Source organism: Aeromonas sp. R5-4 (assembly GCF_040908215.1).
In the GTDB taxonomy this organism is placed as follows: Bacteria; Pseudomonadota; Gammaproteobacteria; order Enterobacterales; family Aeromonadaceae; genus Aeromonas; species Aeromonas veronii.
The window spans coordinates 1-22,832 of the sequence record NZ_JBFODG010000018.1 but is presented as its reverse complement, the minus strand read 5'-3'; the positions used below and the strand labels follow the sequence as shown (position 1 = coordinate 22,832).

The 22,832-nt window shown below is 52.4% G+C and carries 30 protein-coding genes, 1 tRNA gene and 3 pseudogenes; 23 read left to right on the top strand and 11 right to left on the bottom strand.

The features are described 5' to 3' along the window. The 5 genes and pseudogenes from AB5Y83_RS09170 to AB5Y83_RS09150 form a co-directional block, all read right to left on the bottom strand. A pseudogene (locus AB5Y83_RS09170) lies at positions 1-869 on the bottom strand (IS5 family transposase); the annotation flags it as partial. Between the two features lie 132 nt (positions 870-1,001). Then, on the bottom strand, positions 1,002-1,403 hold the full coding sequence (locus AB5Y83_RS09165) for an H-NS family nucleoid-associated regulatory protein (protein WP_160882352.1): 402 nt from the start codon (positions 1,401-1,403) through the stop codon (positions 1,002-1,004). Positions 1,404-1,959: 556 nt separating this feature from the next. Continuing rightward, positions 1,960-3,012, bottom strand: coding sequence for an inovirus-type Gp2 protein (locus tag AB5Y83_RS09160; RefSeq protein WP_160882353.1), 1,053 nt, complete (start codon positions 3,010-3,012; stop codon positions 1,960-1,962). A 477-nt stretch (positions 3,013-3,489) separates the two neighbouring features. Then, positions 3,490-5,040, bottom strand: coding sequence for a YfjI family protein (locus tag AB5Y83_RS09155; RefSeq protein ID WP_160882354.1), 1,551 nt, complete (start codon positions 5,038-5,040; stop codon positions 3,490-3,492). After that, positions 5,033-5,425 carry an AlpA family transcriptional regulator gene (locus tag AB5Y83_RS09150; RefSeq protein ID WP_160882355.1) on the bottom strand — a complete coding sequence of 131 codons (393 nt, stop codon included), beginning with the start codon at positions 5,423-5,425 and terminating at the stop codon, positions 5,033-5,035. The genes AB5Y83_RS09155 and AB5Y83_RS09150 overlap by 8 nt, the downstream gene beginning before the upstream one ends. A 180-nt stretch (positions 5,426-5,605) precedes the next feature. Here AB5Y83_RS09150 and AB5Y83_RS09145 point away from each other — a divergent pair, with 180 nt between their 5' ends. Together AB5Y83_RS09145 and AB5Y83_RS09140 are read left to right on the top strand one after the other, a co-directional pair. Then, positions 5,606-6,652: a hypothetical protein gene (locus AB5Y83_RS09145; protein ID WP_160882356.1), complete on the top strand. Its 1,047-nt coding sequence runs from the start codon at positions 5,606-5,608 to the stop codon at positions 6,650-6,652. Positions 6,653-6,983: 331 nt separating this feature from the next. Next, positions 6,984-7,937 carry a DUF932 domain-containing protein gene (locus AB5Y83_RS09140; RefSeq protein ID WP_338454964.1) on the top strand — a complete coding sequence of 318 codons (954 nt, stop codon included), beginning with the start codon at positions 6,984-6,986 and terminating at the stop codon, positions 7,935-7,937. Between the two features lie 100 nt (positions 7,938-8,037). Here the strand turns inward: AB5Y83_RS09140 and AB5Y83_RS09135 are convergent, their stop codons facing one another. Beyond that, positions 8,038-8,388 (bottom strand): helix-turn-helix domain-containing protein, encoded by a 351-nt coding sequence (locus AB5Y83_RS09135; protein WP_160882358.1) that lies wholly within the window; start codon positions 8,386-8,388, stop codon positions 8,038-8,040. A gap of 220 nt (positions 8,389-8,608) precedes the next feature. Here AB5Y83_RS09135 and AB5Y83_RS09130 point away from each other — a divergent pair, with 220 nt between their 5' ends. The 19 genes from AB5Y83_RS09130 to AB5Y83_RS09040 all read left to right on the top strand — a co-directional run bounded on the left by AB5Y83_RS09130 (position 8,609) and on the right by AB5Y83_RS09040 (position 15,793). Then, complete coding sequence (locus AB5Y83_RS09130) at positions 8,609-8,932, top strand: hypothetical protein (protein WP_160882359.1); 324 nt, start codon at positions 8,609-8,611, stop codon at positions 8,930-8,932. Between the two features lie 12 nt (positions 8,933-8,944). Beyond that, positions 8,945-9,394: a hypothetical protein gene (locus tag AB5Y83_RS09125; protein ID WP_338454966.1), complete on the top strand. Its 450-nt coding sequence runs from the start codon at positions 8,945-8,947 to the stop codon at positions 9,392-9,394. Between the two features lie 81 nt (positions 9,395-9,475). Next, on the top strand, positions 9,476-9,823 hold the full coding sequence (locus tag AB5Y83_RS09120; protein ID WP_181269407.1) for a YkvA family protein: 348 nt from the start codon (positions 9,476-9,478) through the stop codon (positions 9,821-9,823). A 19-nt stretch (positions 9,824-9,842) separates the two neighbouring features. Continuing rightward, positions 9,843-10,268, top strand: coding sequence for a DUF2787 domain-containing protein (locus AB5Y83_RS09115; protein WP_338454967.1), 426 nt, complete (start codon positions 9,843-9,845; stop codon positions 10,266-10,268). Between the two features lie 10 nt (positions 10,269-10,278). After that, on the top strand, positions 10,279-10,707 hold the full coding sequence (locus AB5Y83_RS09110) for a hypothetical protein (RefSeq protein WP_338454968.1): 429 nt from the start codon (positions 10,279-10,281) through the stop codon (positions 10,705-10,707). Beyond that, entirely contained in the window at positions 10,682-10,939 is a 258-nt protein-coding gene (locus tag AB5Y83_RS09105; protein ID WP_160880388.1) for a hypothetical protein, read from the top strand. The genes AB5Y83_RS09110 and AB5Y83_RS09105 overlap by 26 nt, the downstream gene beginning before the upstream one ends. Before the next feature lie 133 nt (positions 10,940-11,072). After that, entirely contained in the window at positions 11,073-11,570 is a 498-nt protein-coding gene (radC, locus tag AB5Y83_RS09100) for a DNA repair protein RadC (RefSeq protein WP_338454971.1), read from the top strand. Continuing rightward, positions 11,567-11,758: a hypothetical protein gene (locus AB5Y83_RS09095; RefSeq protein ID WP_043123628.1), complete on the top strand. Its 192-nt coding sequence runs from the start codon at positions 11,567-11,569 to the stop codon at positions 11,756-11,758. Before radC ends, AB5Y83_RS09095 begins: the two co-directional genes overlap by 4 nt. A 24-nt stretch (positions 11,759-11,782) precedes the next feature. Continuing rightward, on the top strand, positions 11,783-12,121 hold the full coding sequence (locus tag AB5Y83_RS09090) for a hypothetical protein (RefSeq protein WP_231721294.1): 339 nt from the start codon (positions 11,783-11,785) through the stop codon (positions 12,119-12,121). A gap of 153 nt (positions 12,122-12,274) precedes the next feature. Continuing rightward, a complete protein-coding gene (locus AB5Y83_RS09085) occupies positions 12,275-12,781 on the top strand; it encodes a hypothetical protein (RefSeq protein WP_338454974.1) in 507 nt (168 codons plus the stop codon). After that, positions 12,781-12,996: a hypothetical protein gene (locus tag AB5Y83_RS09080; RefSeq protein WP_080722203.1), complete on the top strand. Its 216-nt coding sequence runs from the start codon at positions 12,781-12,783 to the stop codon at positions 12,994-12,996. Before AB5Y83_RS09085 ends, AB5Y83_RS09080 begins: the two co-directional genes overlap by 1 nt. Continuing rightward, positions 12,993-13,355 carry a hypothetical protein gene (locus AB5Y83_RS09075; protein ID WP_231721297.1) on the top strand — a complete coding sequence of 121 codons (363 nt, stop codon included), beginning with the start codon at positions 12,993-12,995 and terminating at the stop codon, positions 13,353-13,355. Before AB5Y83_RS09080 ends, AB5Y83_RS09075 begins: the two co-directional genes overlap by 4 nt. After that, the gene (locus AB5Y83_RS09070) at positions 13,352-13,678 is read left to right on the top strand and encodes a type IV toxin-antitoxin system YeeU family antitoxin (RefSeq protein ID WP_338454975.1); all 327 of its coding nucleotides are present in this window, start codon (positions 13,352-13,354) and stop codon (positions 13,676-13,678) included. The genes AB5Y83_RS09075 and AB5Y83_RS09070 overlap by 4 nt, the downstream gene beginning before the upstream one ends. Before the next feature lie 28 nt (positions 13,679-13,706). Beyond that, positions 13,707-14,231 (top strand): hypothetical protein, encoded by a 525-nt coding sequence (locus AB5Y83_RS09065; RefSeq protein ID WP_338454977.1) that lies wholly within the window; start codon positions 13,707-13,709, stop codon positions 14,229-14,231. A gap of 19 nt (positions 14,232-14,250) precedes the next feature. After that, positions 14,251-14,592, top strand: a complete 342-nt coding sequence (locus tag AB5Y83_RS09060; RefSeq protein WP_231721300.1) for a hypothetical protein — start codon at positions 14,251-14,253, stop codon at positions 14,590-14,592. 102 nt (positions 14,593-14,694) lie between these two features. Beyond that, positions 14,695-14,919: a hypothetical protein gene (locus AB5Y83_RS09055; RefSeq protein WP_338454979.1), complete on the top strand. Its 225-nt coding sequence runs from the start codon at positions 14,695-14,697 to the stop codon at positions 14,917-14,919. Between the two features lie 130 nt (positions 14,920-15,049). After that, complete coding sequence (locus tag AB5Y83_RS09050) at positions 15,050-15,364, top strand: hypothetical protein (RefSeq protein ID WP_338454981.1); 315 nt, start codon at positions 15,050-15,052, stop codon at positions 15,362-15,364. 2 nt (positions 15,365-15,366) lie between these two features. Further along, positions 15,367-15,684 (top strand): type IV toxin-antitoxin system YeeU family antitoxin, encoded by a 318-nt coding sequence (locus AB5Y83_RS09045; protein ID WP_338454982.1) that lies wholly within the window; start codon positions 15,367-15,369, stop codon positions 15,682-15,684. Then, positions 15,590-15,793, top strand: a complete 204-nt coding sequence (locus AB5Y83_RS09040) for a type IV toxin-antitoxin system YeeU family antitoxin (RefSeq protein WP_368175052.1) — start codon at positions 15,590-15,592, stop codon at positions 15,791-15,793. Before AB5Y83_RS09045 ends, AB5Y83_RS09040 begins: the two co-directional genes overlap by 95 nt. Positions 15,794-16,019: 226 nt before the next feature. On the opposite strand, the gene AB5Y83_RS09035 is transcribed toward AB5Y83_RS09040, so the two are convergent. Next, the gene (locus AB5Y83_RS09035) at positions 16,020-18,131 is read right to left on the bottom strand and encodes a DUF885 family protein (RefSeq protein WP_368175051.1); all 2,112 of its coding nucleotides are present in this window, start codon (positions 18,129-18,131) and stop codon (positions 16,020-16,022) included. A 574-nt stretch (positions 18,132-18,705) separates the two neighbouring features. Then, positions 18,706-18,918, bottom strand: a pseudogene (locus AB5Y83_RS09030) (integrase core domain-containing protein); the annotation flags it as partial. A gap of 103 nt (positions 18,919-19,021) precedes the next feature. On the opposite strand from AB5Y83_RS09030, the pseudogene AB5Y83_RS09025 reads away from it, so the two are divergent. Beyond that, positions 19,022-19,072 (top strand): annotated as a pseudogene (locus AB5Y83_RS09025) (SEC-C metal-binding domain-containing protein); the annotation flags it as partial. 241 nt (positions 19,073-19,313) lie between these two features. Here the strand turns inward: AB5Y83_RS09025 and AB5Y83_RS09020 are convergent. Both AB5Y83_RS09020 and AB5Y83_RS09015 read right to left on the bottom strand, forming a co-directional pair. After that, positions 19,314-19,401: transfer RNA gene (locus AB5Y83_RS09020), tRNA-Ser, on the bottom strand. Between the two features lie 134 nt (positions 19,402-19,535). Next, complete coding sequence (locus AB5Y83_RS09015; RefSeq protein WP_005337119.1) at positions 19,536-19,991, bottom strand: YbjN domain-containing protein; 456 nt, start codon at positions 19,989-19,991, stop codon at positions 19,536-19,538. 158 nt (positions 19,992-20,149) lie between these two features. Between AB5Y83_RS09015 and AB5Y83_RS09010 the strand changes: the two genes are divergently transcribed. Beyond that, positions 20,150-21,487, top strand: coding sequence for a flavohemoglobin expression-modulating QEGLA motif protein (locus AB5Y83_RS09010; RefSeq protein ID WP_368175050.1), 1,338 nt, complete (start codon positions 20,150-20,152; stop codon positions 21,485-21,487). Between the two features lie 71 nt (positions 21,488-21,558). Here the strand turns inward: AB5Y83_RS09010 and AB5Y83_RS09005 are convergent. Further along, a protein-coding gene (locus AB5Y83_RS09005; RefSeq protein ID WP_279487891.1) for an IS3 family transposase occupies positions 21,559-22,778 on the bottom strand; the annotation gives its coding sequence in 2 pieces (ribosomal slippage) (positions 21,559-22,430 and positions 22,430-22,778; 1,221 coding nt in all). Positions 22,779-22,832: the final 54 nt, after the last annotated feature.

Sequence of the window (22,832 nt, the reverse complement as noted above, 5' to 3'; positions counted from 1 at the left end):
GGCTTTCTGACAGGCATGCCCAGAGTATTCAGCTTGTTTATGGCGCTCACATACGCCATGACTTCTCCCACTTGGCCGTTGTGGTTACGTAAACTGACTTTCCCCGCTAACAACTGTTTGAATCGATACATCGCAGTCTCTGCCAGCGAGCGACGGTGATACCCCGATATCTTCTTCCAGTACGCCAGCCCTTCCTTGCGCATCACCAGCACCGCGTCATTTCTTGCGTGTCCTTTTTTCCATAACCCCGCGCTTTTGCGAGGCGGGATACAGGCTGTTGCCCCTTTGCGCAAGATAAGCTGATGGCTGGCTTTGCTGTCATACGCGCCATCCGCATAAACACGTCCCAGCTTGCACCGCAGTGGATTGAGTAAGGTTGGCAGCACCTCGGCGTCATGGACATTTTCCAACGACACTTTCGCCGCCACGATATCGTGGGTCACCGGGTCTACCGCCAGATGCAACTTGCGCCACACTCGCCGCTTCTCGGCGCCGTGTTTTCTGACCTTCCACTCGCCTTCACCAAATACCTTCAGCCCGGTTGAGTCGATAAGCCACTGTCACCGTGCGTGCTCGCTTGCTGACACAGCTGTAATCGGGGGCACAAAGCGGTACGTTCATCAACTCGAACAGGGAGTCGAGTAGTCCCTATGTTGCTCGCAGAGTGAGGCTGAAAATCCCCTTGAGCATCAGGAAGGTACAGATGGTCTGGTCAGTGTAGAGTTGGCTGCGGCCCCGGCCATAATGGGGGTCGTGGTGAAACCAGTTGTTCATGGCCTCGGCATCAACCAGAAGGTGAGTGAACCACGGTTAATCAATGATTTGTTGTATTGAGGCCAGTTGGTGATGGGGTGAAGCGACGTGCTCATGATGCAGACTTGAAGGAGATGGTGGTGATCAGATCACCAAGTCCTCAGTTAGTTCCATTCAAGCTGCATCAATTTAGGCAACAACGCCACGTAAACAGAAAGGCCACATCGTGAGGGCATGGCCTTGTCTATTTAGATGAGGAAGTCATCCAGCTGATGACCTTGCTCCAGTTGCTGGACTAGGAACTTGGGTGTACGGCCCTGACCGGTCCAGGTTTTCTCTACACCATTTTCAACGTAACGGTATTTCGGGGGACGAGGTGCTCGTTTGGCTTTAGTCGCAGTTGCATCTGCTGGAGTACTGCCAACCAACTCAGTCGGGTCAATACCTGCCTGCGCTAACATCGCCTGGAATTCAGCCAGCTTTTGCCGATGCTCAGCTTGGGCTGCCTGTTCTTTCTCTGTCAGCTCCAACCGTTCCAGATAAATCGCTTCAATCTTCTCGTGAGCTTCTTGTACCTGTTCCAGGGACAACTCACGCAGTGCGGCTCGCAGACTACGCACATTCAACAAGACTTTCAAAAATTCACTCATCAATTGCCTCTCGCTCAATAGATTGGATAATAAAGGAAAAAAATATTTAATTATCAAAGCAAATTATATCAACACTCCAATGTTGTCACCTACTTCTTTTGATTGCCAAGAGATATCGCACGGGTAAAAAGTACCATTTCACGCATGGGTTGCAATGGCTTGTTGAAATGCCACTCTGATTTAATGCATCTCATCCATACTGAGCAAATTACATCCATCTATATAGTACTTACATGCCTTGGTGTGAGCATTGATGACTATACCCACCCGACTCTACATCTCAGATATAATAGATGCATCTTGACGCATTACAGCACCTTTGATGATGACACCTACCCTCACCAGGACACGATACCCACCCTCACTCCTTGACGACCAGCCACTATTCATCTATCACGAACGGTATTTAGACAAAGCTAAAAACATCCTTCTAACACTCACTAAAAATCAATAACAAATTCCGCGGTAGCTAACTGACTCATGCTGCTATCTCACTTAACGTGAATTGAAATATGCATTTCACGGTCTTATTAACTGAAGAGACTTTCATCACAGCCTACGCTTTCAATCGCGGCCTACCTCGTGCTGTAACGTGCTTGGGAAGATTGCCTTTGAAGAAAGTTCGGTTTTTTTTGAGCTTCAGCCTGGCGGCAGGCTCTGATTTGGTCAGATAAGCAAGGGCTTTTTGTAAATAGCATCGTTTCGTCTTTTCGGCATGCCCAACCATGCCAATCCCGCACTCCCGATACTCAGCCTTTTTCTGATTGCAATTATGCCCTCGGCCCCGGTTGCCCGTGATACGCAACCATTCCTTAATGATGGCATCTGCGTAGTAAACATCGCGCTGGAAGTGAGCTCCATTCATAAAAACTGCCAAGTGAAAATGAAAGCCTGTTAGAGGTGCAAACTCCAAACGACAAACATACCCCACCCAATTGGCAGCCAATACCCCCTTACCACGGGTTTTAAACAACGCTTTTTTGTGTTTGATGATCTCTTCAATAGAAAGCTCATCCAAGCACTCTGTTTTGTAGTACAAATCGACCCGCAGCACCAGGAGACGAGCATAGCGCCCAAACAACCCATTCACGTAGCGACGCAGTGATGCGGTATTCCTCTGCGCCCCCTTCATGAAGGTATCGCACTTGCCCTGCATAACTTCTGACTTCAATTCCAACATCAACTGCTGATACCTGAGATCCAGCTTCTCCTGCGCATCTTGGCTGGTGCCACCATCCATGATCATCTCACGAAGTTGATGCTTGACGACGAAATTACACAAGCAGGCCAACTTGGGATCCAAATTAAAATACTCCTGATGCAGGTACACCTGCACAGCAAGCGTGATAATACCTGATAGCCTCGCCCCCTCCTTGGTAAGAGGGTAAATACCCCCCGCCATCTTACTGGAAAATAGAGCAGGAGGAATCTCCCGCTGCGCCAGATAGTCGATGAATTTGAGTAGTTGTGGGTAATAAATAGATTGATGACACATCTCGCTCAGCGTTCTTGTTATAGAGGACGCCTTTTTCATACGCAACGCTTTCGTTGGTTTATGCAGGATCGGGATAGCATCAATGTCGACGTGGTTATGGCTATACTTAGGCATGTTTATTCCTTATTACATGCTTTGATATTACTGATGAATGAGGACATGTGGTCATGTCCTCCTCGTATTAGGTTGACTCTTCATTCAATCATGACTGATTGAGTAAGTCGTATGCTGCCTATCGTTGCATCGAGTGATGTATGAGATGACCTGTAAATCAGCTCATCTTAGTTATTTATTAGGTAGCCGAATAAATTACGTTAACTTAGACATTAGTTAATGTGAACTACCAATAACATTAAAAACCAATATTCACGACTCAAACTCAAGTTGAGTTACTAGCAAAAAACGTTAATCAAGTGTTGATCTTGTCGATATGACCGAGAATCCAAAAATAACTTACCCTTGTATAGTTAGTGTTCCTTAAATTAATATCTCGAGCTTACTTCCTTATGGCTTGGCACGTTATCATCCAGCTGCCATTTAGTCGGTGTGAAGGGAGTCTATTGTACCTCCATCAGAATATTTATCAGGATGTTAAGTTTTATTTTCAACATTGTAATAGCACACCATCGTTATTGGTTTATGCCCTTGATGACGATATTCCGTGCGAAGACAGACCTTGTTCTTTGCCGTTAACTCATTAATGGCCTTGTCCAGCACAGCCACACTTCTTAATTCTACGAACGCTTTTTGAAGAATTTCATTTTTAGGGATTTCAAAATAAATCTGGCTCCCTGCACGTTTTTTCAACCAAGCGTCTAACTCTTCTGCATGAGTACGCATACTCGGCATGACATCATCACCAATCAGGTGAATATGTTGTTTTAAGAAATAATCCACAATGGTAATCGCCGCTTGTACAGTCTCGGCAGAAACCACCACGTTTTCTGTACAGAAAGCTGCCAGAACCCCGGCTATGCGTGCGACATGTTCAAAGTACTTGGCACCAAAAATGTTGTACTGACGAAGGTCACCCTGAGGACCAAGTCTCAACGTGACAGCATTGGCGGTTTCACGAAGCAAGGTTCTAGCCTCTGCACAAAGTTGCAGACTGATATACTCGTGGCCTATCTCCCGACGCGCCATCGATTGCATCAAAAGCGCTGCTTGTCGTTGGTAAAACCACTCCAGCGCCGCGCGCTCAACCTCATCTTGCTGCTCTTGTGCATCGCCGATGAGCCGCTCTCCCATTGTCGATTTAGGCGCGCAGATGAGTAGACGCGCACACAGACCTGATGTGATGGCAATGCCACGCTGTTGTTTGAGCATGCGGTTAAACGATGCAGGCTGCGTCATCAACAAACTGCTAAATCGTGCATTCTCAATCGAGAACGAAGCATGACTACCACCGCGGTCAACCCTGATACACTGCTCATCCCACAGCGTGTTGAGTAAATGCGGTTTGTGGAATAGCTCGTTATCCAGAATGCTGCCAGCCTCATCGGAGAATAAAAAGAGCGAGGGCCATCCCGTCCCCAGGAGCTTCAAAAGCCCAGCCGTCGTCAGATCGTTCACCAGCAAGCGTTTTTGGACAGGCTTGGTTGGTTTGCGCGCCATATGCTCATCCAGGCGACGCTTGTATTCCCCTTCCTCCTCACCCAGTGTAATGGCACGCTGATACCCTTTTTTCAGTACTTTATGTTTGATCTCCCAATGTTCCAGCTCGCCAGCAAACTGGGCCATCTCTGTTTGATACTGCATGGCGAGATCACTCTCGAGTGTACGAATGGGTTTCAGGAAACATTTAGCAACGGATGACTTGCCCTCGCCAGACCCCGCGACGACCATGATGCTGGCCGAAAGGGGGAAAGACATGTTCTCCAAGGGCGTGATGACAAACAGATCATGAACTGCAGGCACCATCATGCCAATCAACATGCACCCGATGAGCTCCTCAGAAGCTTGCGTTTGCTTCTTCACACCGCGGATGACCGCCTGCAATTGCTCAGACAACGCAGATACAGGAAACCCTACAGGAGCAAGTGCTGCGCGTTGGGCTTCAGATTCTAGTTGGTTGGCAGCTTCCAAGATCTCGGTAAATGATGGCTGATCGCGAAAGATAAGCGCCCCTTTCTCATTAATCATTTTTTGAACCCTCGAGCGAAGAATGGCGCGCCTCAACATAAGGACGCGTTGCACACCAATGCATGACCTCACTCATGCGCCACCCTTTTATCCCACGAGCGGCACCGAAGGGAGAGAGACTGACTGGGCGCGGAAAATCGGGGTCGTAGCCTTTGGACTTGGGGTTGAGGCGGTTATAAATGGTGGAGCGGCCGTACCCAGTCAGGCGTTTCACCTCGGGCAGTCGGATAATTCTGTCTACGTCCTGCATCAGTTGAGTCGCAGCACCTGTTTCACTCGTTTGCATCGCCATGTGATTTCCTCCGTTTAATGTGTACGAGGCCATCATACGGAGCGCATTTTTTTCCGCAGCATGAGGTTCTTTTAAAGAATTTAATGTTGACATGACGAACCTCGTATGAGGTGCGCCATCTATTTCTACCTTGGCAACAACATGTTCTACTTGCACCTTGATAGACGCAGTCTATTGAAAAAGAACCAATAACTGTGATTTCCTTCCAACACAGAATAAACACAATGCGTAATAATCTCGTTGATGTAACGGCTCATTAGGAGGGGCGGCATAATGAAAGCACGTATTACGCATGCAGACTTTAATACTCTACTGGCTCACGCTACCGAGCAGTTTATTAACTTCTATGTTATTTACAACCACGCCAGATTGAATAAACCACACGAAATAAATTCATTAAAAGAGATAAATAACGAAATCATTTCCATGCTTCACGATGCAGAAATTAACGATGAACATATTGTAAAGTTAAAAATCACCTCTGAGTTCTGGGACTCGGTACAATGCAACTTCTCTTATGACCGAGTATTAAGTTTGGCATTGCTTTCAGAAGAAGAGAAAACAATATATAAAAATCTTGTTTTATTTATTAAAGATCTCAAATCCAACCCTGAGTTCATTACAACAATAAATTACTTGAACAGTGATTTTTTCCACCTGAATTGGTTAAGAATTGCAGATATCATTAATGCTGTGACACCACAAGATTTTTTAAAAAACATAAGAGATGCCAAAAAATACCAACTAAGTAAACGACGAGTAGGAAGTCATGATGATAACCAGCCCATTCGTACATCCCTTGAAGCCAATACTGCTCAACCCACACCGCTAAGTCACGCATTATCATTTTATCCAGAAAAACTGAAACCTGGGATATTTTATGTCTACCCACAGATTGATGATAATTCACCAATCTCCTCATTGGCGATAAGTTGTCACTTCAATGCAAAAAAAGAAGACATACATGAAGCTTTTGATGAATATGAATACCAATTTGAAAAATTCAAAAATTATTACCACATAAACAGCAATGACTTTATTGAGGCTCCAGAAATTGAAAAACTAAGGCCATTACTAAAGCGAAACCTCAATAAAAATAAGTATGTGAGGCGAAAAAGCAACATAGAAGAACATATTCTCGCACTCATTTGTTGGGAAAAAATACATCTAGATGGTATTGGGACCAATGAGGCTATAGCATCAGCTCTCCCAAAGGGCTATTCAAGCAATAAATTTGCTTCGCTGAAAAATAGACTCGCGCTTATCTCCACTGCTATTGATGAATGGGGGAATTATTACGATGAAATGAATTGCCTATAGTAAGTGGTATTGATTAGACATACGGGACTGAATGATGAGGCTATTATCCTGGCCCGTATATCTTGATCGAGAAGACACACAGCCGTTTGCACAAAGTGCCCCTCCCCCCCCCTAACAAACCACGTCCCTACAGCGATAAAACGTCCCAAAAGGCGATGATATTTCCCATTATCTTGCTACTGTAGCAAAAATAGCAGATAGCAAAACCCTTCAACATCTTATTTAGGCTTGCATTATTCAAAAAAGCATGAAGTACCTAAGCGAGCATCCATCTCCAAATATATTCATCCCTATATAACCTTTGTGAGATTTATACATAGAGGAATTAAAGATGGCGCACTTGATTGAAACAATGGCCTACACTGGTCAAACCCCTTGGCATGGACTGGGTAATCAATTACCAGAAAAACAGTCTTTAGTTATCTGGCAGCAAGCTGCCGGGATGGATTGGACCATCGAACAAAGCGATGTACTCTACAATGTCACCTCAGATGCGCTGCATATCCGCCCCTTTACGATGAGTAAAGTCCTTTACCGCTCCGATACGCTTGCTCCACTCTCGGTGGTCTCCAAACGTTACAATGTGGTACAGCCTCACGAGGTATTGCATTTCTATCAGGATTTGGTGCAAGCAGGTGGGTTTGAATTAGAAACAGCAGGCGTATTAAAAGGAGGAAGAAAGTTGTGGGCATTGGCCAAAACGGGCCAGGGCATGAAACTAAACGGCGGTGACATAGTGAAATCTTATTTATTGCTGGCGACCAGTTGTGATGGCACCCTCTGTACCACAGCTCAATTTACCTCTCTGCGGGTGGTTTGTAATAATACATTACAGATGGCACTCAATGATAAAGCCGACGCAATTAAAGTGCCCCACTCAACTAAATTCAACCCGGAACATGTCAAGGAAATGCTCGGTCTTGGTTTAGCAAACTGGGGCCTGTTTCAACGTAATATACATGAGCTGAGTCATCGCTCAGTCTCTCCTGCTGAAGCTATTCTCTTCTTCAGTGAACTGATTAATGACCCGACAGGTGATGACGGCAACATTGTACTGAGCCGTCCTACCAAGAAATTACAGGAACTCTACCAAGGTGCAGGAATGGGCTCAGACCTTGCCAGTGCCAAAAATACTGCATGGGGTTTGGTCAATGCTGTCACGGAATATGTCGATCATCATCGTCGTGCACGCAGTCAGGATAATCGACTTGATTCAGCCTGGTTCGGCCAAGGTGCTCAGCTCAAATCCCAAGCTCTGGAACAGGCTCTCACGTTACTACAATAATTGTTCTTCTCTTTATACCACCGGCATAAACATCCTTACCCGGACTGGCTGACGTCAGTCCGGGTGAGGCGATTTATGCCATCGACGTTGTCTTATTCATTTACTTTGATTGGGTTAATCGCGTTACAAGACGATTAATGGTTTCCAGCAGCAAGGTCCGGTCGGCATCATCAAGTTGTGCCAATTGCTGGCTCAACACAATGCCCTGCTCGGTGGGACGGTTGCTGGTCTCGCGCAAAAAGTCCGCCAGTTCACAACCAAACAGCTGAGCGAGCTCCGCCAGCCGCACTACAGTTGGCACCACGATACCCCGCTCCATTCGGGAGACGGCCTCCATCCCGATATTGAGATATTCAGCCACCTGCTCCTGGGTAAATCCAGCCTGGTTGCGCTGGCGCGCAATCGCTTTACCCACGCTCTTGGCCAGCTGTTCAAAGTTGATGTCTGTCATAGCCCCTCCAGTCAACCCTTATGGTTGACCATGGACCCATTGACGATAAGGACCTAAAAAGGCGAACATCAACCTTAAGAGTTTGATTTCAGCCTAATACGATGACCATCAAGGCTGCTCTTGTCGCCATCCAGGCAAGACGTGTAGCCCGCTGTCCTCGCTGGCTCGACCATCACTCACGCTCTTTTCACTCTCACTATATTACCAAAGGAGAAATATCATGATCCGTTACCCCATCATTGCCACCGTCTTTTTACTGGCTGCCACCATTCATTCCCTCTGGACCGGAGGCTCACCCCAACTTGGGGTATGGGGCCATATCTGGTTCTTTGTGTTCGGCTCACTGTTCTCGTCGTTGGGGATGATAGTTGGCGAACTCTTTCGCCGCTTCACTCAGCCTGATTTGCTGCTGGCTGACGGCGCACAAGAGATGTTCAAGAAGAAGCTGTTTTGGAAAGCCGGTCCCCAGCTCATCGGGGGCGTCGTAGGCTACATAGCTGCCGGCGGATTTTTACAGAATGTGTTGGGTTACTACGTTGGATAAGGAGCATTAACCATGAAAAACTCTTGGATCACGTTGACGGCCATCCTGCTGTGCAATAACGCCCTGGCCTATGGTGAGGCCGGGCGCTGGAGCAGTGGCTGGGGTCAGGGCACCAGCGAATATACGGCGGTGGTCAACGAGCAGAACCATCTCTATATCGCCTGTAATGACACCCGCAAGGTCAGCATGGCGGCTACCGTACAGGGCAAGGAGTATGGCTCTTATGCAGGACAAGCCTTCTCCATCATCGTCGATGGTAGCCAATACGATGCGCCCTATCAGACCCAGTCCCGTGTCGGTGAGAACAATTTCTTCGACATGTGGGGCAAGCTGCGCAAGGCCAAGTCGATCCGCATTTTGACGGCTGACGGTAAGCAGCTCACACTGCCGACCAAAGAGGTGGCCTCTGTGCTGCCCGCCACCAATACCCCCGAGTTTGACTGCTTGATGTGGGACCAGTAGCTCACGCCCATTTCATCCCAGAGGAGGCCTTTGCCTCCTCTTTTCATTTCCGCCATTCACCACCCGTGAAGGAGACACACTATGCCACCCTGCATTCCCCCCGAATGCGAGTCGTTCGATCACCCAGGCTTTTGGCAAAAACTTTGGGCCTTTGCCAAACGGGCCGGTAGGCCCTTTATCGAGACCTGCCTGTTGCTCTACTACACCAGTCAGAAGGATGACCTGCCGCTTTGGGCCAAGCTCCTGATTTACAGTGCGCTGGCCTACTTTATCTCGCCCATCGATGCCATCCCTGACGTGTTGCCAATGGGGCTCGCTGATGACATTGCGGTGCTGAGTGCCGCACTCGCTAGCATTGCCGCATTCATTGATGACCAAATCCGTGCCCGTGTTGCCAGAACAATGCGCGACCTGTTCGGCGACGCTTAACCCGTTCAAGGAGTACACCATGATCATTCCCTTTTTCCGGGATGGCTTTGCCCTGCCCGTTGCCCAAGCGCTGCTCGCGTTACTTAACCAGGAGGTCGCCCACATCGGCCTCAACCTCGAGCGCCTGACCCAACTCACCTTCAACTTTCGCAGCCCCACCTACAGCCCAGAGCAGGGAGGGGCTCACCCCGTCGAGATACGTCTGATACGCGGTCTTGATGGCTGGCTGTTCGATTACGTCACCGACTTCAGCTATCAAGGACTGGGGCAGGATGCCGAGCTCTGCAAGGAGCTCGATTTCAACTTCCTGGATGACGAACACTATTTGCAAGGATGGGGGCCTATCCAGCGCTCAGAGGCCCATGAGTTATTCAGTCTGTGGCAGACCAACTTTGTTGCCTACTGCCGGATGGCGTACTTCACCGTTACGGTCTGTGGGGAGTAGGAGGTGTGTGATGACTAACGAACTGCCGCTCTCCCACACCTCGCGCCAATGGTTGGGGTTGGTCGCCGCCAAGGCCAAGATACAACCGCGCCACCGTGGCCAGCGCTGGTTGCTGCACCTGACTCCCGATAGCCCACATGCCCGCACCGTCACACTGCACCTGCGTTGGTCTGGCGTGCAGTGGCAACTGCTCTCCCTCACCAATGCCGAGGACTGGCACACCATGAGCCAGCCCGTGGATGAAATCTGTGTGGACCCCACACGTCGTTGTTTTTGGCGCAGCCAAGCAGGACCGGTGTCTCTCACCGAGCAACCCCGTGTGTTGGCAAGTTTCCTGGCTGACCTGCAGCGTACCTGCACTCATCACGGTTATCGTGTGGAGAGTGACCCCTTACCCCAAGAGGAGGCTCGCGATGCCCAAACATCCGATAGCCGTTGAGCTCGAAGCGATTAATCGGGATGGTGAGGCGCAAGTGGTGCGTGACAGTGGCCTGACGGTTCAGGGCTACAGCGTCTACCTGCGAGCAATGGAGGCCAGCGGACTGACACTGGCCACCTGGGTTGCTGACTACGACACCATAGGTCCAGCTTACGTACTGGCCGAACGCTTGAGCCTGGCGCTGGCCATCCCGCTCACCATACAGGTCCCCGAACCACTAATGCCAGTTTAGCAGGAACCCACCACCAGGGAAGGCGTCACCACTACGGCCCACTGAACTACCCTCCAATTGAACCAACAACACCTCTGCATTTAGCCCCGGTATGCCTCGCGCTGTCGGGGTCTTTCTTTTTCAGGAGACCACCATGCGTTATCACAAGCTCAAAGCCGGGGAATGCCCCGGCACTTATGTCGTCACTGAACCGGTGACCGAGCAAGACCTGCTGCGCATCGCCAACCAGATTGCTCGCAAACGCCTGGCCAAAGGCACTGCCATCACCAGTACTACAGAGGCCTCAGAGCGGCTGCAAACCCTGCTGCAGGACCGAGAACACGAAGTGTTCGGGGCACTGTTCCTTGACTCCCAGCATCGCGTGGTGGCCTTTGAGGAGCTGTTTCGTGGCACCTTGGATAGCGCCAGCATCTACCCACGGGAAGTGGTCAAGCGGGCCTTGCTACTCAACAGTGGGGCCATCATTGCGGTGCACAATCACCCCAGCGGTGACCCGGAGCCCAGTCAATCTGACCGGGTCTTTACCCAGGCCCTCAAAGAGGCCTTGGCACTGGTTGATATCCGGTTGCTCGACCATCTGGTGGTTGGTGCCGAGGGCGTAGTCTCGCTGGCCGAAAGAGGTCAGCTATGAACCAGACCCCAGGTAAAAACCACCTCTCTGCCCTCGATATCCTCCTCGAGTTGCGCTGCTGGCTTGCAGACAACGTCGAGATGCAGGCAGAGCCCGCTATCGTGGCTCACCTGCCTAACGGCTATCAACTCACCCAGGCTGACTGTATCGAGGCCATTGATGCGCTGTTGCATCAGTTGCGCCATTAGCCGCGCCGAGAGGGGACAAACACCATGCGATTACCTAATCCTTATTCCCTGGAGGAAACCCTCGAGAAGCTGCGCCATAGCCTGACAGCCGTCCGCAACGAAGATGCGCTGGCATTGCTGGAAAAGGCCGTCACCAAGGCCCGTGACGACGAGGGTTATGCCAAGCACTTTGAAGAGACCTTGCTACAGGGCTCCACCATCGAGATACGCGAGTGTCTCAGCTGCTTTGGCTACTACTTTGAGCGCTCCCGAGACGCTCCGCCCTATTACCCGCATCACGATGCCGTTAACGGCATTGATTCCACGCTCTACGCCATCCTGTTTGATGCGGATCTCCCCGACACACGCCAGGATCACCAATAACGAACCGTCGATCGTCCAATAACATGCATGCCGATCACGTTTCCACCCGATCACCCGGATCATCCGCACCAGCACCATGATCCGGATATTCCGATCCCCCCAGCAAGGCCACCTCACTGCAGGTGGCCTTTTGCATTTCAAGGAGCTACTCCCATGTCTGCCTTCATGATCGACCGCAAGGACTACCTTGCCTTTGCCGTACAGTTACACCGCTTTTGCAATGCCCCCATGCCACCGCACTACACCCTTGAGTTGCTGCGCACCCTCTGGTGGAACTCACCAATCGAGGTCACCAGTACCTGGACGTGGCGGGTAGACCGGCTGGTACGGTTGATGATGCTCGCCAACCGGCGGGCAGTCTGGCATCGCTATCAGTTAGGACGCCAGCAAGAGCAGAAGGAACCACGCCAGCACTGCTCGACCAAGCAGGGACAGATTAAACCTGCCCACCGTTACCACCAGGCACCACTCACCGATGCAGAACTGGTAGCCCTCTACAAATTCACCTGCTGCGCCCTGTACCAATCGAGTGAATGGAGTGGGAGCCCTGAGCAGGCCCCACGGCTGGTCAAGGTAATCCAGCAGTTGCAGCAAGCGCTGGCGCAAGATGTGCTGACCCGGTTGTCACTCTGGGAGCAAGCCCCTTGGGGAGAGATGTGATGAACCTTTCCATCACTCTGACAGTGACAAGCTCACCGCCGAGCTCAACGGCCCATATAGCTCAACGTATTGCCGATGACATGGCACACCTGCATCACCGTCTGGGGGATGGGGTCAGTGATGAACTGGGCATCAGCATCAGTTACCTGGTTGAACAGTTTGCGCTGCTGGCAGCGGCTTACCGTTCACCTGCAGAAAGAGAGAAACACCCATGATCGAATTCAACGATAGCTTCAGTCAGGTCGCTGTCGCTCAGGTAATGAGCGCACATGGCGATTTGCATCGGCTCATTACCTATCAGCTCACCTTCCCGAAGTGGGCACACGACTATGACGAGACCGGCAAGCGCACTGGCCCCGACAAGATCAAGCCCGTACCAACGATGCACAAGACCACGCTGTTCGTGAGTCCACTGGACATGGTGGACAACCAGCCCCGCGAGATTAGCTTTGCGTGGTGGGAGCGTGAGTGCAACGACCTCGGCTATCCCGTTGGGGAGTGGCGACGCACCATTGTGGGTACCTACTTCAACCACGGCACCAACGGCAACCCAAACTGGAGCAGCCACACATGAGCAACTTCGAGAACATGACATGGGGACTGGGCACCCCGAACTGGCCCAAGCTGGGGGCTCGAGCCATTCTGCAACGTGGTTATGTTGATTTCCTGGGCGACCGTGCCGGTATGTACGGCGAGCCAGACGAGGCGTGGCTGGCCGAGTGCGACACTGTGCTGCCGCACTTCCTGCGTGAGTTAACCAAGATGGCCAAGGCATACCAGATATGCACCGACATGGACGAGGTGTTTCGCCTTGAACACAAGGGCTGGGTGTGTGAAGCCAGTCCGAGGCGCAGCTACGGCTACCTCTACCTCGACATCTACCGCCCCGCTAGTTAGCGGGGTCTTTGTTTCAAGGATAAGTATCATGAACAAGTTCTATCACGTGGGCACACTGGCCCGTCGTGAAGTCACCGCCCTGCTGCACACGCTGACACACAATACAGCCGCCAATGCCGAGGGGATCCTCAACTACGTGGGCAGCAAGCTGAACCCCTACGACCCGCGCAAAGAGAAGGCCAAGGCACGGCACACATTGCGCCGGGTCAAGAAGGCTCTGAAGGTAGGGCGCATCCCGTTTGAGCTCACCGTGACGGGCTGCCGCATCGACCGGGGGAGCCATCAGGCAGACCGCTACTACTACGACCGCACGCTACTGGCCCAAGGTTGGCAGCAATACGATACCGAGGAAGACGCTTGGTATTTCGGCATCTGGATCCACACAGAGAAGCTGGAGACCTTTACCTACGCCGAGGGGGATACCAGTCATGTGATTGCGCCGAACGTCGAGGCGTTTCGTGCCGAGCTGACGCGGCTCTACCAGTACTACCCACAAGCCCCGGCCTTTATCAGTATCGACCCGGAAGCGGGCGTTGTAACCCACCACTTTTAAGCCAAACCGGAGGTGTGAAATGGCGAAAAACATCACCATCAAGGTACCGGGCAAGCACCCGCAGACCGGTGAGTTCACCACCTTCGAGCTCAAGGGCCAGCGCATGGATATCGACATCGGCGGCCAAGCAGTGCCCTTTCTTATTCACGGGAGGAGCATCGGTACGTCGCTCACCCACATCCCGAGCGGCTATCGCATCGCGCTGCTCGGCGGCTGGCTCACTGCGCGTTACGCAATCCCTGAGAATAAGCCCAGCAGAACGGCCTGCGCCCAGATGGCCATAGACCGACTGGTAGCCCAGTACGGTTCGCTGCATCTGTTGGACCGACTCAATTGCAAGCCGGTTATCAATCAGATGTAACGCACAGCCCAGACCACAAGGAACGGCTCAATGACTAACCACCTAGCTGCAACAACGAACCCACTTGCAGGCCATCCGGTGATGCAGATGCTGGATGTCGCCATGAGTTCAATCGTGGGCGATTACGATGACGCAGACCTGGTACCGGAATGGCAATGGGTCAAGCGTATGGCCACCCATGAACATGTCGGCGTGAAGGATGACTCCGCCTATGAGTACACCTTGAACCTGGCCATGGAGTTCGATGCCATCCCGCCAGCGCTGCAACCCTTGCTCACTGCCGCCCAGCAGGCTGGCGTGAACTACATCCTGTTTTACAACGGCTAGCCACCGCGGCCCGGCAGTTTTCTGCTGCCTCTGCATCAACAGCCACAACAAACAATCTCCCCTCATCTACAAACAGCATAAAGGGCCAGCCCTCACAGGCTGGCCCTTTGCATCATTGGAGTCACCGAACATGGCCCGCATTATCACTGGACTCGAGGTGCATCGCTATGCCCCCGAGCTCAACAAACTGCATCTACGCAACCGGCAGACGTTACCAGCCCCCGGTATCACCACCATCAAAGAGGCCAAAGCCCGTCTATTTGGTCGTTGGCAGCCAGGGCATCAGGTGACCATCACCGTGAGCCATCCTGACTACGTCAATCTCTCCCGGCTCTACCGGGGGCGACTGACAAACCTGACAGACCTCCCCGAGCACCTAGCCAGACTACGCCAGCGTCACAACGTGCCAGGCACCATCATCCACACCCAATTGAGGTATCGCTAATCATGACCACGACAACCACCCACACCAAAGACCAGCAACCCGCAGCACCAGACCAACCCACGTGGATTTTTGCGCAGTGGGGCTTGCCCCACACCGTTACACCGCGCTTTGGCGCTCGTCTTATCCAGGAGCATCATCGTCTGCACTTTCTGTCAGACCGGGCCTCATTGATTGGCGAATGGGCAGGAAGAGGCAATAGACAGGCAGGAGGCAATCTTCCCGGCCATCATCAAGGCACTGGAAGCCAAGCTGCCGACCGGCGAACTGGATGCCCAACGCCAGCAACGTATCACCATCCAGCACGGTGGTTTCACCTGTGAGGCGGATAGCCTGGGCAGCCATGGTTATGTCTATATCTGTATTTATTCAATGACAAGTGTAGACGCCAATTCTGAACGCAAGGCGTGGCCACACATTAGCCTGTGGTAACATTTTTGCATCTACTCGTCCGTGATAAGTGGGTAGGTCGTGGGGAAGACCAACTCGAGATGCGCCGGAAATTTATACGTAGATCGACCATATCATGCCTGAAATGCAGAACCCCGATACGGTGCATCGGGGTTCTGGGTGGATATTAGCTAGCTAAAAATGTGAAAACCTACTTCAAGACTAGATAATCTCATCTCATCTCATCTCATCTCATCTCATCTCATATTTATTTTCCCTGTTCAATCCACTGCTTGTTCTTCTGCTCAAGTACCGAGATGGGCAACATGCCGTATTCAAGTACATGGTGGTGGAACGCCTTGAGGTCAAAGTCTCCGCCCAGTGCCTGCTCTGCCGACTCCCGCATCTGGATCAGCGCCAGCTGGCCCGCCTTGTAGGAGGTCGCCTGACCGGTGTAGGCCATGTAGCGCGGCACCTCGGAGCTGATGTCCCCCGCCCCCAGCGCCGAGTTCTCCTTCATGTAGTTGACAGCCTGATCGTGGCTCCAGCCATACCAGTGGATACCGGTATCCACTACCAGCCTCATCGCCCTGAGCATCTCCTCGTTGAGGCGACCGAAGTATTGCAACTGGTTGTTGAAGGCGGATGATCCCTCGACCTTCACGTCTCCCACCGCCGGATCATAGAGGCCCCGTCCCTGATAGAGCCCCATGTCGTGATCCGCCAGGTATTCGGTGTAGAGCGCCCAGCCCTCCGCATAGGCGGTGTAGGAGGCGTTAGCCACGTACTGCGGGAAGTCGGGGTCCTTGGCGGCCAGCTCCTGGGCGATGGTGATCTGGAAGTGGTGACCCGGCGCCGCCTCGTGGGCCAGCAGGGTGCTGATGTTCCAGCTCTGCAGACCATAGGGGTAGTATGTGTTGAGGAAGAACTGCCCCTTGCGGCCGGTCTGCGGGTTGCCGTCCTGATACCAGGCCACCCCGCCGTATGGCGCATCTTCATAGGAGACGGGCACCACCTCGTAATCCAGTTTGGGAATGGTACGTTCGGCATCGAAGAAGTCCGGCAGCACCAGTGCTGCTTTGCTCTTGAAGACGTTGTACTCCTGCAGTGCCCGCTCGTGTTCGGCCAGCGCCTGCTGCTGTGGCCCGCTCAACGTCGCCCCGGCTGCATTGTCCGGGTTGAGGCTGGCGGACCAGACCTCTAGCGGGTTCTGATAGAAGAAGGCCGGCTCGTTCAGATAGCGGAAGAAGGCGTAGATCTGGCCGCTCTGCTTGCTTTGGCTCACATCATCGCTGTCACATTTGCCGACGGAATGGCATACCTTGACCATGGCAGCGAAGATCCGCTCTACCTCGCTCAATCCCAGCTCATGTACCTGCTCTGGTGTCATGTTGGTGGTGGTGTGCTTCTTCAGCAGCCAGCGATACCAGTCTCGCCCGTTGGTCATGCCACAGAAACCGTCGTCACACTCGCCACTACCCAAGCGCACTGCATAGGCGCCGCCATGCTGGTAATCCAGATAGTCGCGCAGCGCCAGATAGCGGGTGTTGATGCTGTCCAACACGGCTTTGTAGTCTGCTCGCAGTGTGGCATCGGCATCCCCCGGCAACTGTTGCCAGCCGAGGTAGGAACCGGCAATCGCCTCCCCATCCAGCTTGCTGTCGAACTGGGCCAGCAGCCGGTCTACCAGCTCATCAGGCAAGGTGTTGCCCTGAACACTGGCCTGCTCGAACTGGTGTTTCACCTCGGCAAGATAGACATCATAGGCCTTGAGCCAGGTGAGGTGTTCCTGATACCAGGCCAGCGGGGTCATTGTTGTCTTTGCTCGAGTTGCCATTGCAAGTGCCGGTGCTGTGTCTGTACGGTCGAGATCCCGACGCCATGCGCCATCACCCGGTTCCACCCGGTCGGCCGAGCTGTGCTCGAAATAGTCGAAGTCACCGCTGACTGTGCGAGCAGCTTTGCCGCTGGCAGGGGCTGCTCCGACGTCATCTGCCAGATCCACCACCCGGTTGCGGAAGTGATGGATCGGGATCTGGGATTGGGGTAAATCGTACCCTTCAAGATTGATCTGCAAGTCCCAGCGGATCATGTCGTAGAACAGCCGGTCCCGCTCACTTAGCACCGTGGGATCCAGTGCATTCAGTCGTTGGAGCAGTGAACTGTCGAGTGCCTTGCGCTTAGCGATGCTGGCGGCATCGATGGCAAAACCGTAGGGGTCGAGCGACTGGCTCTCGCGCAGGGCTTCATCCATGGTCTGCATCAGGGATGCTTTGGTGGCTGCGGGATCTGCAGGTGCGTTCGAGCTGTTATCATTGCAGGCGGCAAGAGACAGTGCGATAGCACAGGTTAGCGTTAGTTTATTGAGTAAAAAGTGCATGATATAATCATTTATATTGTTATTTTTGATATTGAGCTAATTATATGGTGTAAATTATGAACCAATGATGACCATCATTTTTATAGAGCCGAATGTAATTCACTTAATGGTTTTTTGGGTAGGTTAACACTAATTTAAATTTATGAATGCAACTTTCTTGTGAATGGTAATTTCAGACTCTCCTCTATCCTCGAAAATGATTGTTGCTTAGTGATTAGATAAGGTCGAACATTTATTTCAAATGTTCATTGAACACGCCGACTCTGAATGGTATTTATACAACTCAAAAATATTCATTTTTATGACCAAAGTCACAAATGCATATAATTATATTTTAGCGAGACAAATCTTATGAGAATATCATCATTCATTTATTCATAAATGATGATTAATAATCTCTACTGGTATGAAAGTAATTAGTCATGTCTGTAATGCATTGAGGATTCTTAAGAAGATTTAGAATAAATATGTAACGAACCGTATCCTACAATTAATTTATTTTAATGGTATGCAGATCTGAGTGTTTGTACAGATCTAGTTATCACCTGACACCGGCCTCAAACCGGTGTCTTGTTTACGCTACTTTAGTGTGCACTTCCTTCGGTATCAATTTCAGACCCTTCTTGAACATGTTGTAGGGGGTTTGACCCTCCATCATCCTGCCTTGATGTGGCCGCTGGGTGTTGTAGTGCTCCAGGTAGCTATCCAGGTCTGTTTGCATCTGCTCCACTGACTCATACCAAGTCTTTCTCCCCTTGATGCGGAAATGTTAATCCACCAAGGTTCGCTTTGCCGCTCGTATCCTGTATGCCTACATTCTGGCACAACGCAGCGAGCGCCCAGTGCGTTTTCAACCCGTGGTGGCGCCCATCAAGATTGGCCGAAACTAGCCTTGCCCCTGTGGCAGCGATAAGAAGTACAAGCAGTGCTATTTGCACTGACACGCTGGACGAAAGAGATAACGCCCATAACGCCACAAGGTGATGGGTGTTATCCCTATCGAGAAGCACATGATGATAGCGTTTTTCCTGTAGATGACTACCCGTGAATCATCGAACACATTGTCCAACGGAGTACGAGATAATTCCGTACCAGCCAACATCAGATGGCATAGTGGGTGGCATAGCGAAAATCGCACATAAAGAAAAAGCCCAAGCAATTCAATTGCTTGGGCTTATCATTTGGCGGTGAGGGAGGGATTCGAACCCTCGATACGTTGCCGTATACACACTTTCCAGGCGTGCTCCTTCAGCCACTCGGACACCTCACCAAATTTTGGTCTGTGGTTTAACGTGTTCAGCCAACACGGTGTTCGCTACGCTGTTGCGCTGGAACGGGGCGTAATTTAGGGGAAAGCCCCGCCCGCGTCAACGGCTTTTTTCACCTGGCGAACCGTTCGAACACTTAATGCACAGATTCTGGTGCAACCTGGATTTCCGGCAGGTTGAGGAAGCCGGAACGTTCGCATTCGGCAACCAGTTCGTGGGTGGCAGCGATGGTGCTTTGCACGAACAGCAGGAACTGCTCGACGCTGAGTCCGGCCTTGGTAAAGACGGTGTGGCCGACCACCAGCCGCGGCAGGTTGTCATCGATGATATCGAGGAACACCTTGAGGGAGGGGTACTGCATATTGAGTCGGCCCAGTTCGGCAACCAGCGGCAGCATTGCGGAGGGGCGCACTTCCAGCTCGGAGGAGAACAGCAGGCCTTCCTCTTCCACGAAGATCCGGCTCTCCTGAATACCATCGACCGACTGCAAAGAGACAATGTGGATACCGTGACACTGGTCGCAGACATAGTGCTCGATACGAGCCTGTTGCAACCAACGCATTATCATTTCGGAGCTGGGGATATTCATCATTTCCACGACAAGATTGGGATCAAGGGGCGCAGTCTAAACCAATTTGCTATCAACAAAAAGCACGCCAACCCGATAACCCTGCGGCTCGCTTCTTTTTGGCAAGCGCTATGCATATACTCAGCCAAATCCACGATGACGCTTGCCCCACAGGGGGCCCCATGACTATCCAAGAAAAGTATCGCCTTCATCTGAAATCACTCTCGGATGAGCTGCTCACCCTGCAAAAACCCATCCGCATTCTGGATGCCATCAAATGGCCACGCCATCTGCAGGATCGCTTTCTGGCAAGCGGTGGCAGGGAGCTGCCCGCTATCGACAGGCACTTCTATGATGCCCTCCCCCTCGGCTTCGATCCGCGCAACAAGTATCTGGAGCTCAAGGAGCTGCGGGACCGGATCCGCAGAAAATTGGGACCACAGGACGATCTTGGCCGGATCCTGCAAGAGACGGTCGATCAGTACATGGTGGTGATCGAGATGCTGCGCCAGCGCGGCCAACCCGATTTTCAGCGTTACAGCCAGTTGCTTTATGGCTCTGCCAGCGATCACCTGCGCGGGGATCGCAAGACTCTCAAGGAGCTGGGCGCCCGCCTGTGCGATATCTTCTCCCTACCCGGCGCCCGCCATCTGGTGCGCCCCTACCCCAAGGAGTTCGAAGGAGAAGCCGCGGTCGCCAAACTGCAGGGCAAGCTGTCGAGCTACTTCAGTGACGGCACTGTGCAGGTGAAGCTGAGCGATGGCATCGTCTCCGATGCAGCGGCCGGTGGCGACTACATCAAGCTCAACTCCCACGCCCGTTTCTCCGAGCTGGACTTGCAGGTGCTGGAGGTACACGAGGGGTGGGTCCATGTCGGCACCACCCTCAACGGTCGCCAGCAGCCTTATGCCACCTGGCTGAGCGCCGGTTCACCGCGGATCACCGCCTGTCAGGAGGGGCTGGCTGTCCTGATAGAGACCCTCACCTTCAGCTCTTTTCCGGATCGGGCCAAGCGTATCTCCGATCGGGTGATGGCCATCGACATGGCCGAGCGCGGCGCCGATTTTATCGAGGTGTTTCAGCACTTCGTGCAGCAGGGCACCAGCGAGCACGACGCCTACAAGATCACCCAGCGGGTCTTTCGTGGCGGCATGGTGGGCGGCGGCGCCTGCTTTACCAAGGATCTCTCCTACGTGCGTGGCTATGTGGAGACGGTCAACTTTATCCGCAGCGCCGTGCTGGAAGGGGTGCCCGAGATCCTGCCGATGCTGTTTGTCGGCAAGGTGACACTGGATGACATTCCGGTGCTCTATCAGCACTATCTGGAGGGGCTGATCGCCGCTCCCCGCTATTTGCCGCCGATGTTTCGCGATCTCACCGGCCTCTATGTCTGGTTCGGTTTTGCCTCCGGCATGTCACTGGTCGATATCGGCCGGGTACAGCACCATTTTCGCCTGCTGTTTCAACGCCTGCCGGTGGCCGACCCCATCATTGCGCCGGTGGATATCGAGATCGACTGAACCACAGCGATACAAGTTGGGGTGTCTAGTCCTGAAATAGGTTTACACATTTTCAACTAGCATTTCTCTACTCAGAACCCCCTATGTACCGCATCGGGGGTTCTGTATTTCAACGCATGATGCGGCCGCTCCGCGTTGTAAATATCCACCGCTTCACGCACCATTTCCCGCGCTTGCGTTAAATCCTGCGGGCTTTGCAACAACAACTCTCCTTTCAAAATCCCGTTCACCCGCTCCGCCAACGCATTCTGGTAACAGTCATGTCCATCCGTCATCGAGCATTTCACCCCGTACCGTTCATGTAATGACTGATACAGCACCGAGCAATACTGCACGCCGCGGTCCGAGTGATGGATGAGTTCACCGCCGCCACGCCGTTGCTTCAGTGCTTTCTTGAACGCCATCGCCACCGACTCCGCGTGCATTCCTTCGTGCACGTGATGGCCCACTATCTTGCGTGAGTAGGCATCCGTCACCAGGCTCAGGTACAGCGGTCCGCTCCTGGCGGGCAGATAGGTGATATCTGCGACCCAGACCTGCTCCGGAGCCACCGGCGTAACCTGCTCTGGTCCCGCCTTGCGCAAGTTGGGATGACGGTAGAAACGGTGAAAACTGTGGGTGGTCTTGTGATACGCCCGCTTAGGCTGCACCAGCAAGCGGTGCTCGGCCAATATCTGAAACAGCCTGTCCCGCCCTACCTTGAGCCCGCCATCCTCCTGACCCTGCAGCAGATAATGCAGCTTGCGAGTGCCGACCCGAGGTTGTCGCAGTCGAACCTGACGCACAAAGCGCACCACCTGTAGCCCTTGTGCATGGCGCTCGTCGGCGACCCGATTGCGCTTGTAGTAAGCCTGCCGGCTTATCCCCGGAAACAGGCAAGCCCTGACAATGGTCAGCCTCTCGACTTGCCGCTGCGAGAGGACTTGCCGGGTCGCTTTTTTACGATGGAGACGCCGTAGTCATTCTTCAGTACATCGACGATGGCCTCAAAGAACTGGGCCTTCTGACTCATCAGCGCCAGCTGCTGCTCGAGTTCCTTGATGCGCTGTTCGGGCGTCTGGTTGTCGGGGTCAGGCATGGTGATGCTCCTGCAGGCGCGCACAGAAGCCCCCAGGCTCCAATCTTGCCGACCATGTTTACGCAACCATACCAGAACGGTGGAGCGGCCCTGAATGCCATAACGGACCTGAGCCTGTTTGTAGGTGAGCTCGCCTTTTTCAATCTGCTCGACCAGTGCCAGTTTAAAAGTCAGCGAGTAATCGCGCTGTGTCCGTTTCACACCTTGTCCCATCGGGTTCTCCATTTATTGGGGGGAAAGGTGTAAACCATATTCAGGACGGGACAA

What these genes read in the sequence shown, in the direction of transcription:
- AB5Y83_RS09080 (WP_080722203.1), top strand. Translation starts at nt 12,781, where the DNA reads ATGAACCTTTCCATCACTCTGACAGTGACAAGCTCACCGCCGAGCTCA.
- radC (WP_338454971.1), top strand. Translation starts at nt 11,073, where the DNA reads ATGCGTTATCACAAGCTCAAAGCCGGGGAATGCCCCGGCACTTATGTC.
- AB5Y83_RS09065 (WP_338454977.1), top strand. Translation starts at nt 13,707, where the DNA reads ATGAACAAGTTCTATCACGTGGGCACACTGGCCCGTCGTGAAGTCACC.
- AB5Y83_RS09110 (WP_338454968.1), top strand. Translation starts at nt 10,279, where the DNA reads ATGACTAACGAACTGCCGCTCTCCCACACCTCGCGCCAATGGTTGGGG.
- AB5Y83_RS09155 (WP_160882354.1), bottom strand. Translation starts at nt 5,040, where the DNA reads ATGATTAATGAGAAAGGGGCGCTTATCTTTCGCGATCAGCCATCATTT.
- AB5Y83_RS09045 (WP_338454982.1), top strand. Translation starts at nt 15,367, where the DNA reads ATGACCACGACAACCACCCACACCAAAGACCAGCAACCCGCAGCACCA.
- AB5Y83_RS09115 (WP_338454967.1), top strand. Translation starts at nt 9,843, where the DNA reads ATGATCATTCCCTTTTTCCGGGATGGCTTTGCCCTGCCCGTTGCCCAA.
- AB5Y83_RS09145 (WP_160882356.1), top strand. Translation starts at nt 5,606, where the DNA reads ATGAAAGCACGTATTACGCATGCAGACTTTAATACTCTACTGGCTCAC.
- AB5Y83_RS09120 (WP_181269407.1), top strand. Translation starts at nt 9,476, where the DNA reads ATGCCACCCTGCATTCCCCCCGAATGCGAGTCGTTCGATCACCCAGGC.
- AB5Y83_RS09125 (WP_338454966.1), top strand. Translation starts at nt 8,945, where the DNA reads ATGAAAAACTCTTGGATCACGTTGACGGCCATCCTGCTGTGCAATAAC.
- AB5Y83_RS09140 (WP_338454964.1), top strand. Translation starts at nt 6,984, where the DNA reads ATGGCGCACTTGATTGAAACAATGGCCTACACTGGTCAAACCCCTTGG.
- AB5Y83_RS09105 (WP_160880388.1), top strand. Translation starts at nt 10,682, where the DNA reads ATGCCCAAACATCCGATAGCCGTTGAGCTCGAAGCGATTAATCGGGAT.
- AB5Y83_RS09060 (WP_231721300.1), top strand. Translation starts at nt 14,251, where the DNA reads ATGGCGAAAAACATCACCATCAAGGTACCGGGCAAGCACCCGCAGACC.
- AB5Y83_RS09150 (WP_160882355.1), bottom strand. Translation starts at nt 5,425, where the DNA reads ATGTCAACATTAAATTCTTTAAAAGAACCTCATGCTGCGGAAAAAAAT.
- AB5Y83_RS09165 (WP_160882352.1), bottom strand. Translation starts at nt 1,403, where the DNA reads ATGAGTGAATTTTTGAAAGTCTTGTTGAATGTGCGTAGTCTGCGAGCC.
- AB5Y83_RS09035 (WP_368175051.1), bottom strand. Translation starts at nt 18,131, where the DNA reads ATGCACTTTTTACTCAATAAACTAACGCTAACCTGTGCTATCGCACTG.
- AB5Y83_RS09160 (WP_160882353.1), bottom strand. Translation starts at nt 3,012, where the DNA reads ATGCCTAAGTATAGCCATAACCACGTCGACATTGATGCTATCCCGATC.
- AB5Y83_RS09095 (WP_043123628.1), top strand. Translation starts at nt 11,567, where the DNA reads ATGAACCAGACCCCAGGTAAAAACCACCTCTCTGCCCTCGATATCCTC.
- AB5Y83_RS09070 (WP_338454975.1), top strand. Translation starts at nt 13,352, where the DNA reads ATGAGCAACTTCGAGAACATGACATGGGGACTGGGCACCCCGAACTGG.
- AB5Y83_RS09075 (WP_231721297.1), top strand. Translation starts at nt 12,993, where the DNA reads ATGATCGAATTCAACGATAGCTTCAGTCAGGTCGCTGTCGCTCAGGTA.
- AB5Y83_RS09085 (WP_338454974.1), top strand. Translation starts at nt 12,275, where the DNA reads ATGTCTGCCTTCATGATCGACCGCAAGGACTACCTTGCCTTTGCCGTA.
- AB5Y83_RS09055 (WP_338454979.1), top strand. Translation starts at nt 14,695, where the DNA reads ATGAGTTCAATCGTGGGCGATTACGATGACGCAGACCTGGTACCGGAA.
- AB5Y83_RS09015 (WP_005337119.1), bottom strand. Translation starts at nt 19,991, where the DNA reads ATGATGAATATCCCCAGCTCCGAAATGATAATGCGTTGGTTGCAACAG.
- AB5Y83_RS09135 (WP_160882358.1), bottom strand. Translation starts at nt 8,388, where the DNA reads ATGACAGACATCAACTTTGAACAGCTGGCCAAGAGCGTGGGTAAAGCG.
- AB5Y83_RS09130 (WP_160882359.1), top strand. Translation starts at nt 8,609, where the DNA reads ATGATCCGTTACCCCATCATTGCCACCGTCTTTTTACTGGCTGCCACC.
- AB5Y83_RS09050 (WP_338454981.1), top strand. Translation starts at nt 15,050, where the DNA reads ATGGCCCGCATTATCACTGGACTCGAGGTGCATCGCTATGCCCCCGAG.
- AB5Y83_RS09090 (WP_231721294.1), top strand. Translation starts at nt 11,783, where the DNA reads ATGCGATTACCTAATCCTTATTCCCTGGAGGAAACCCTCGAGAAGCTG.
- AB5Y83_RS09010 (WP_368175050.1), top strand. Translation starts at nt 20,150, where the DNA reads ATGACTATCCAAGAAAAGTATCGCCTTCATCTGAAATCACTCTCGGAT.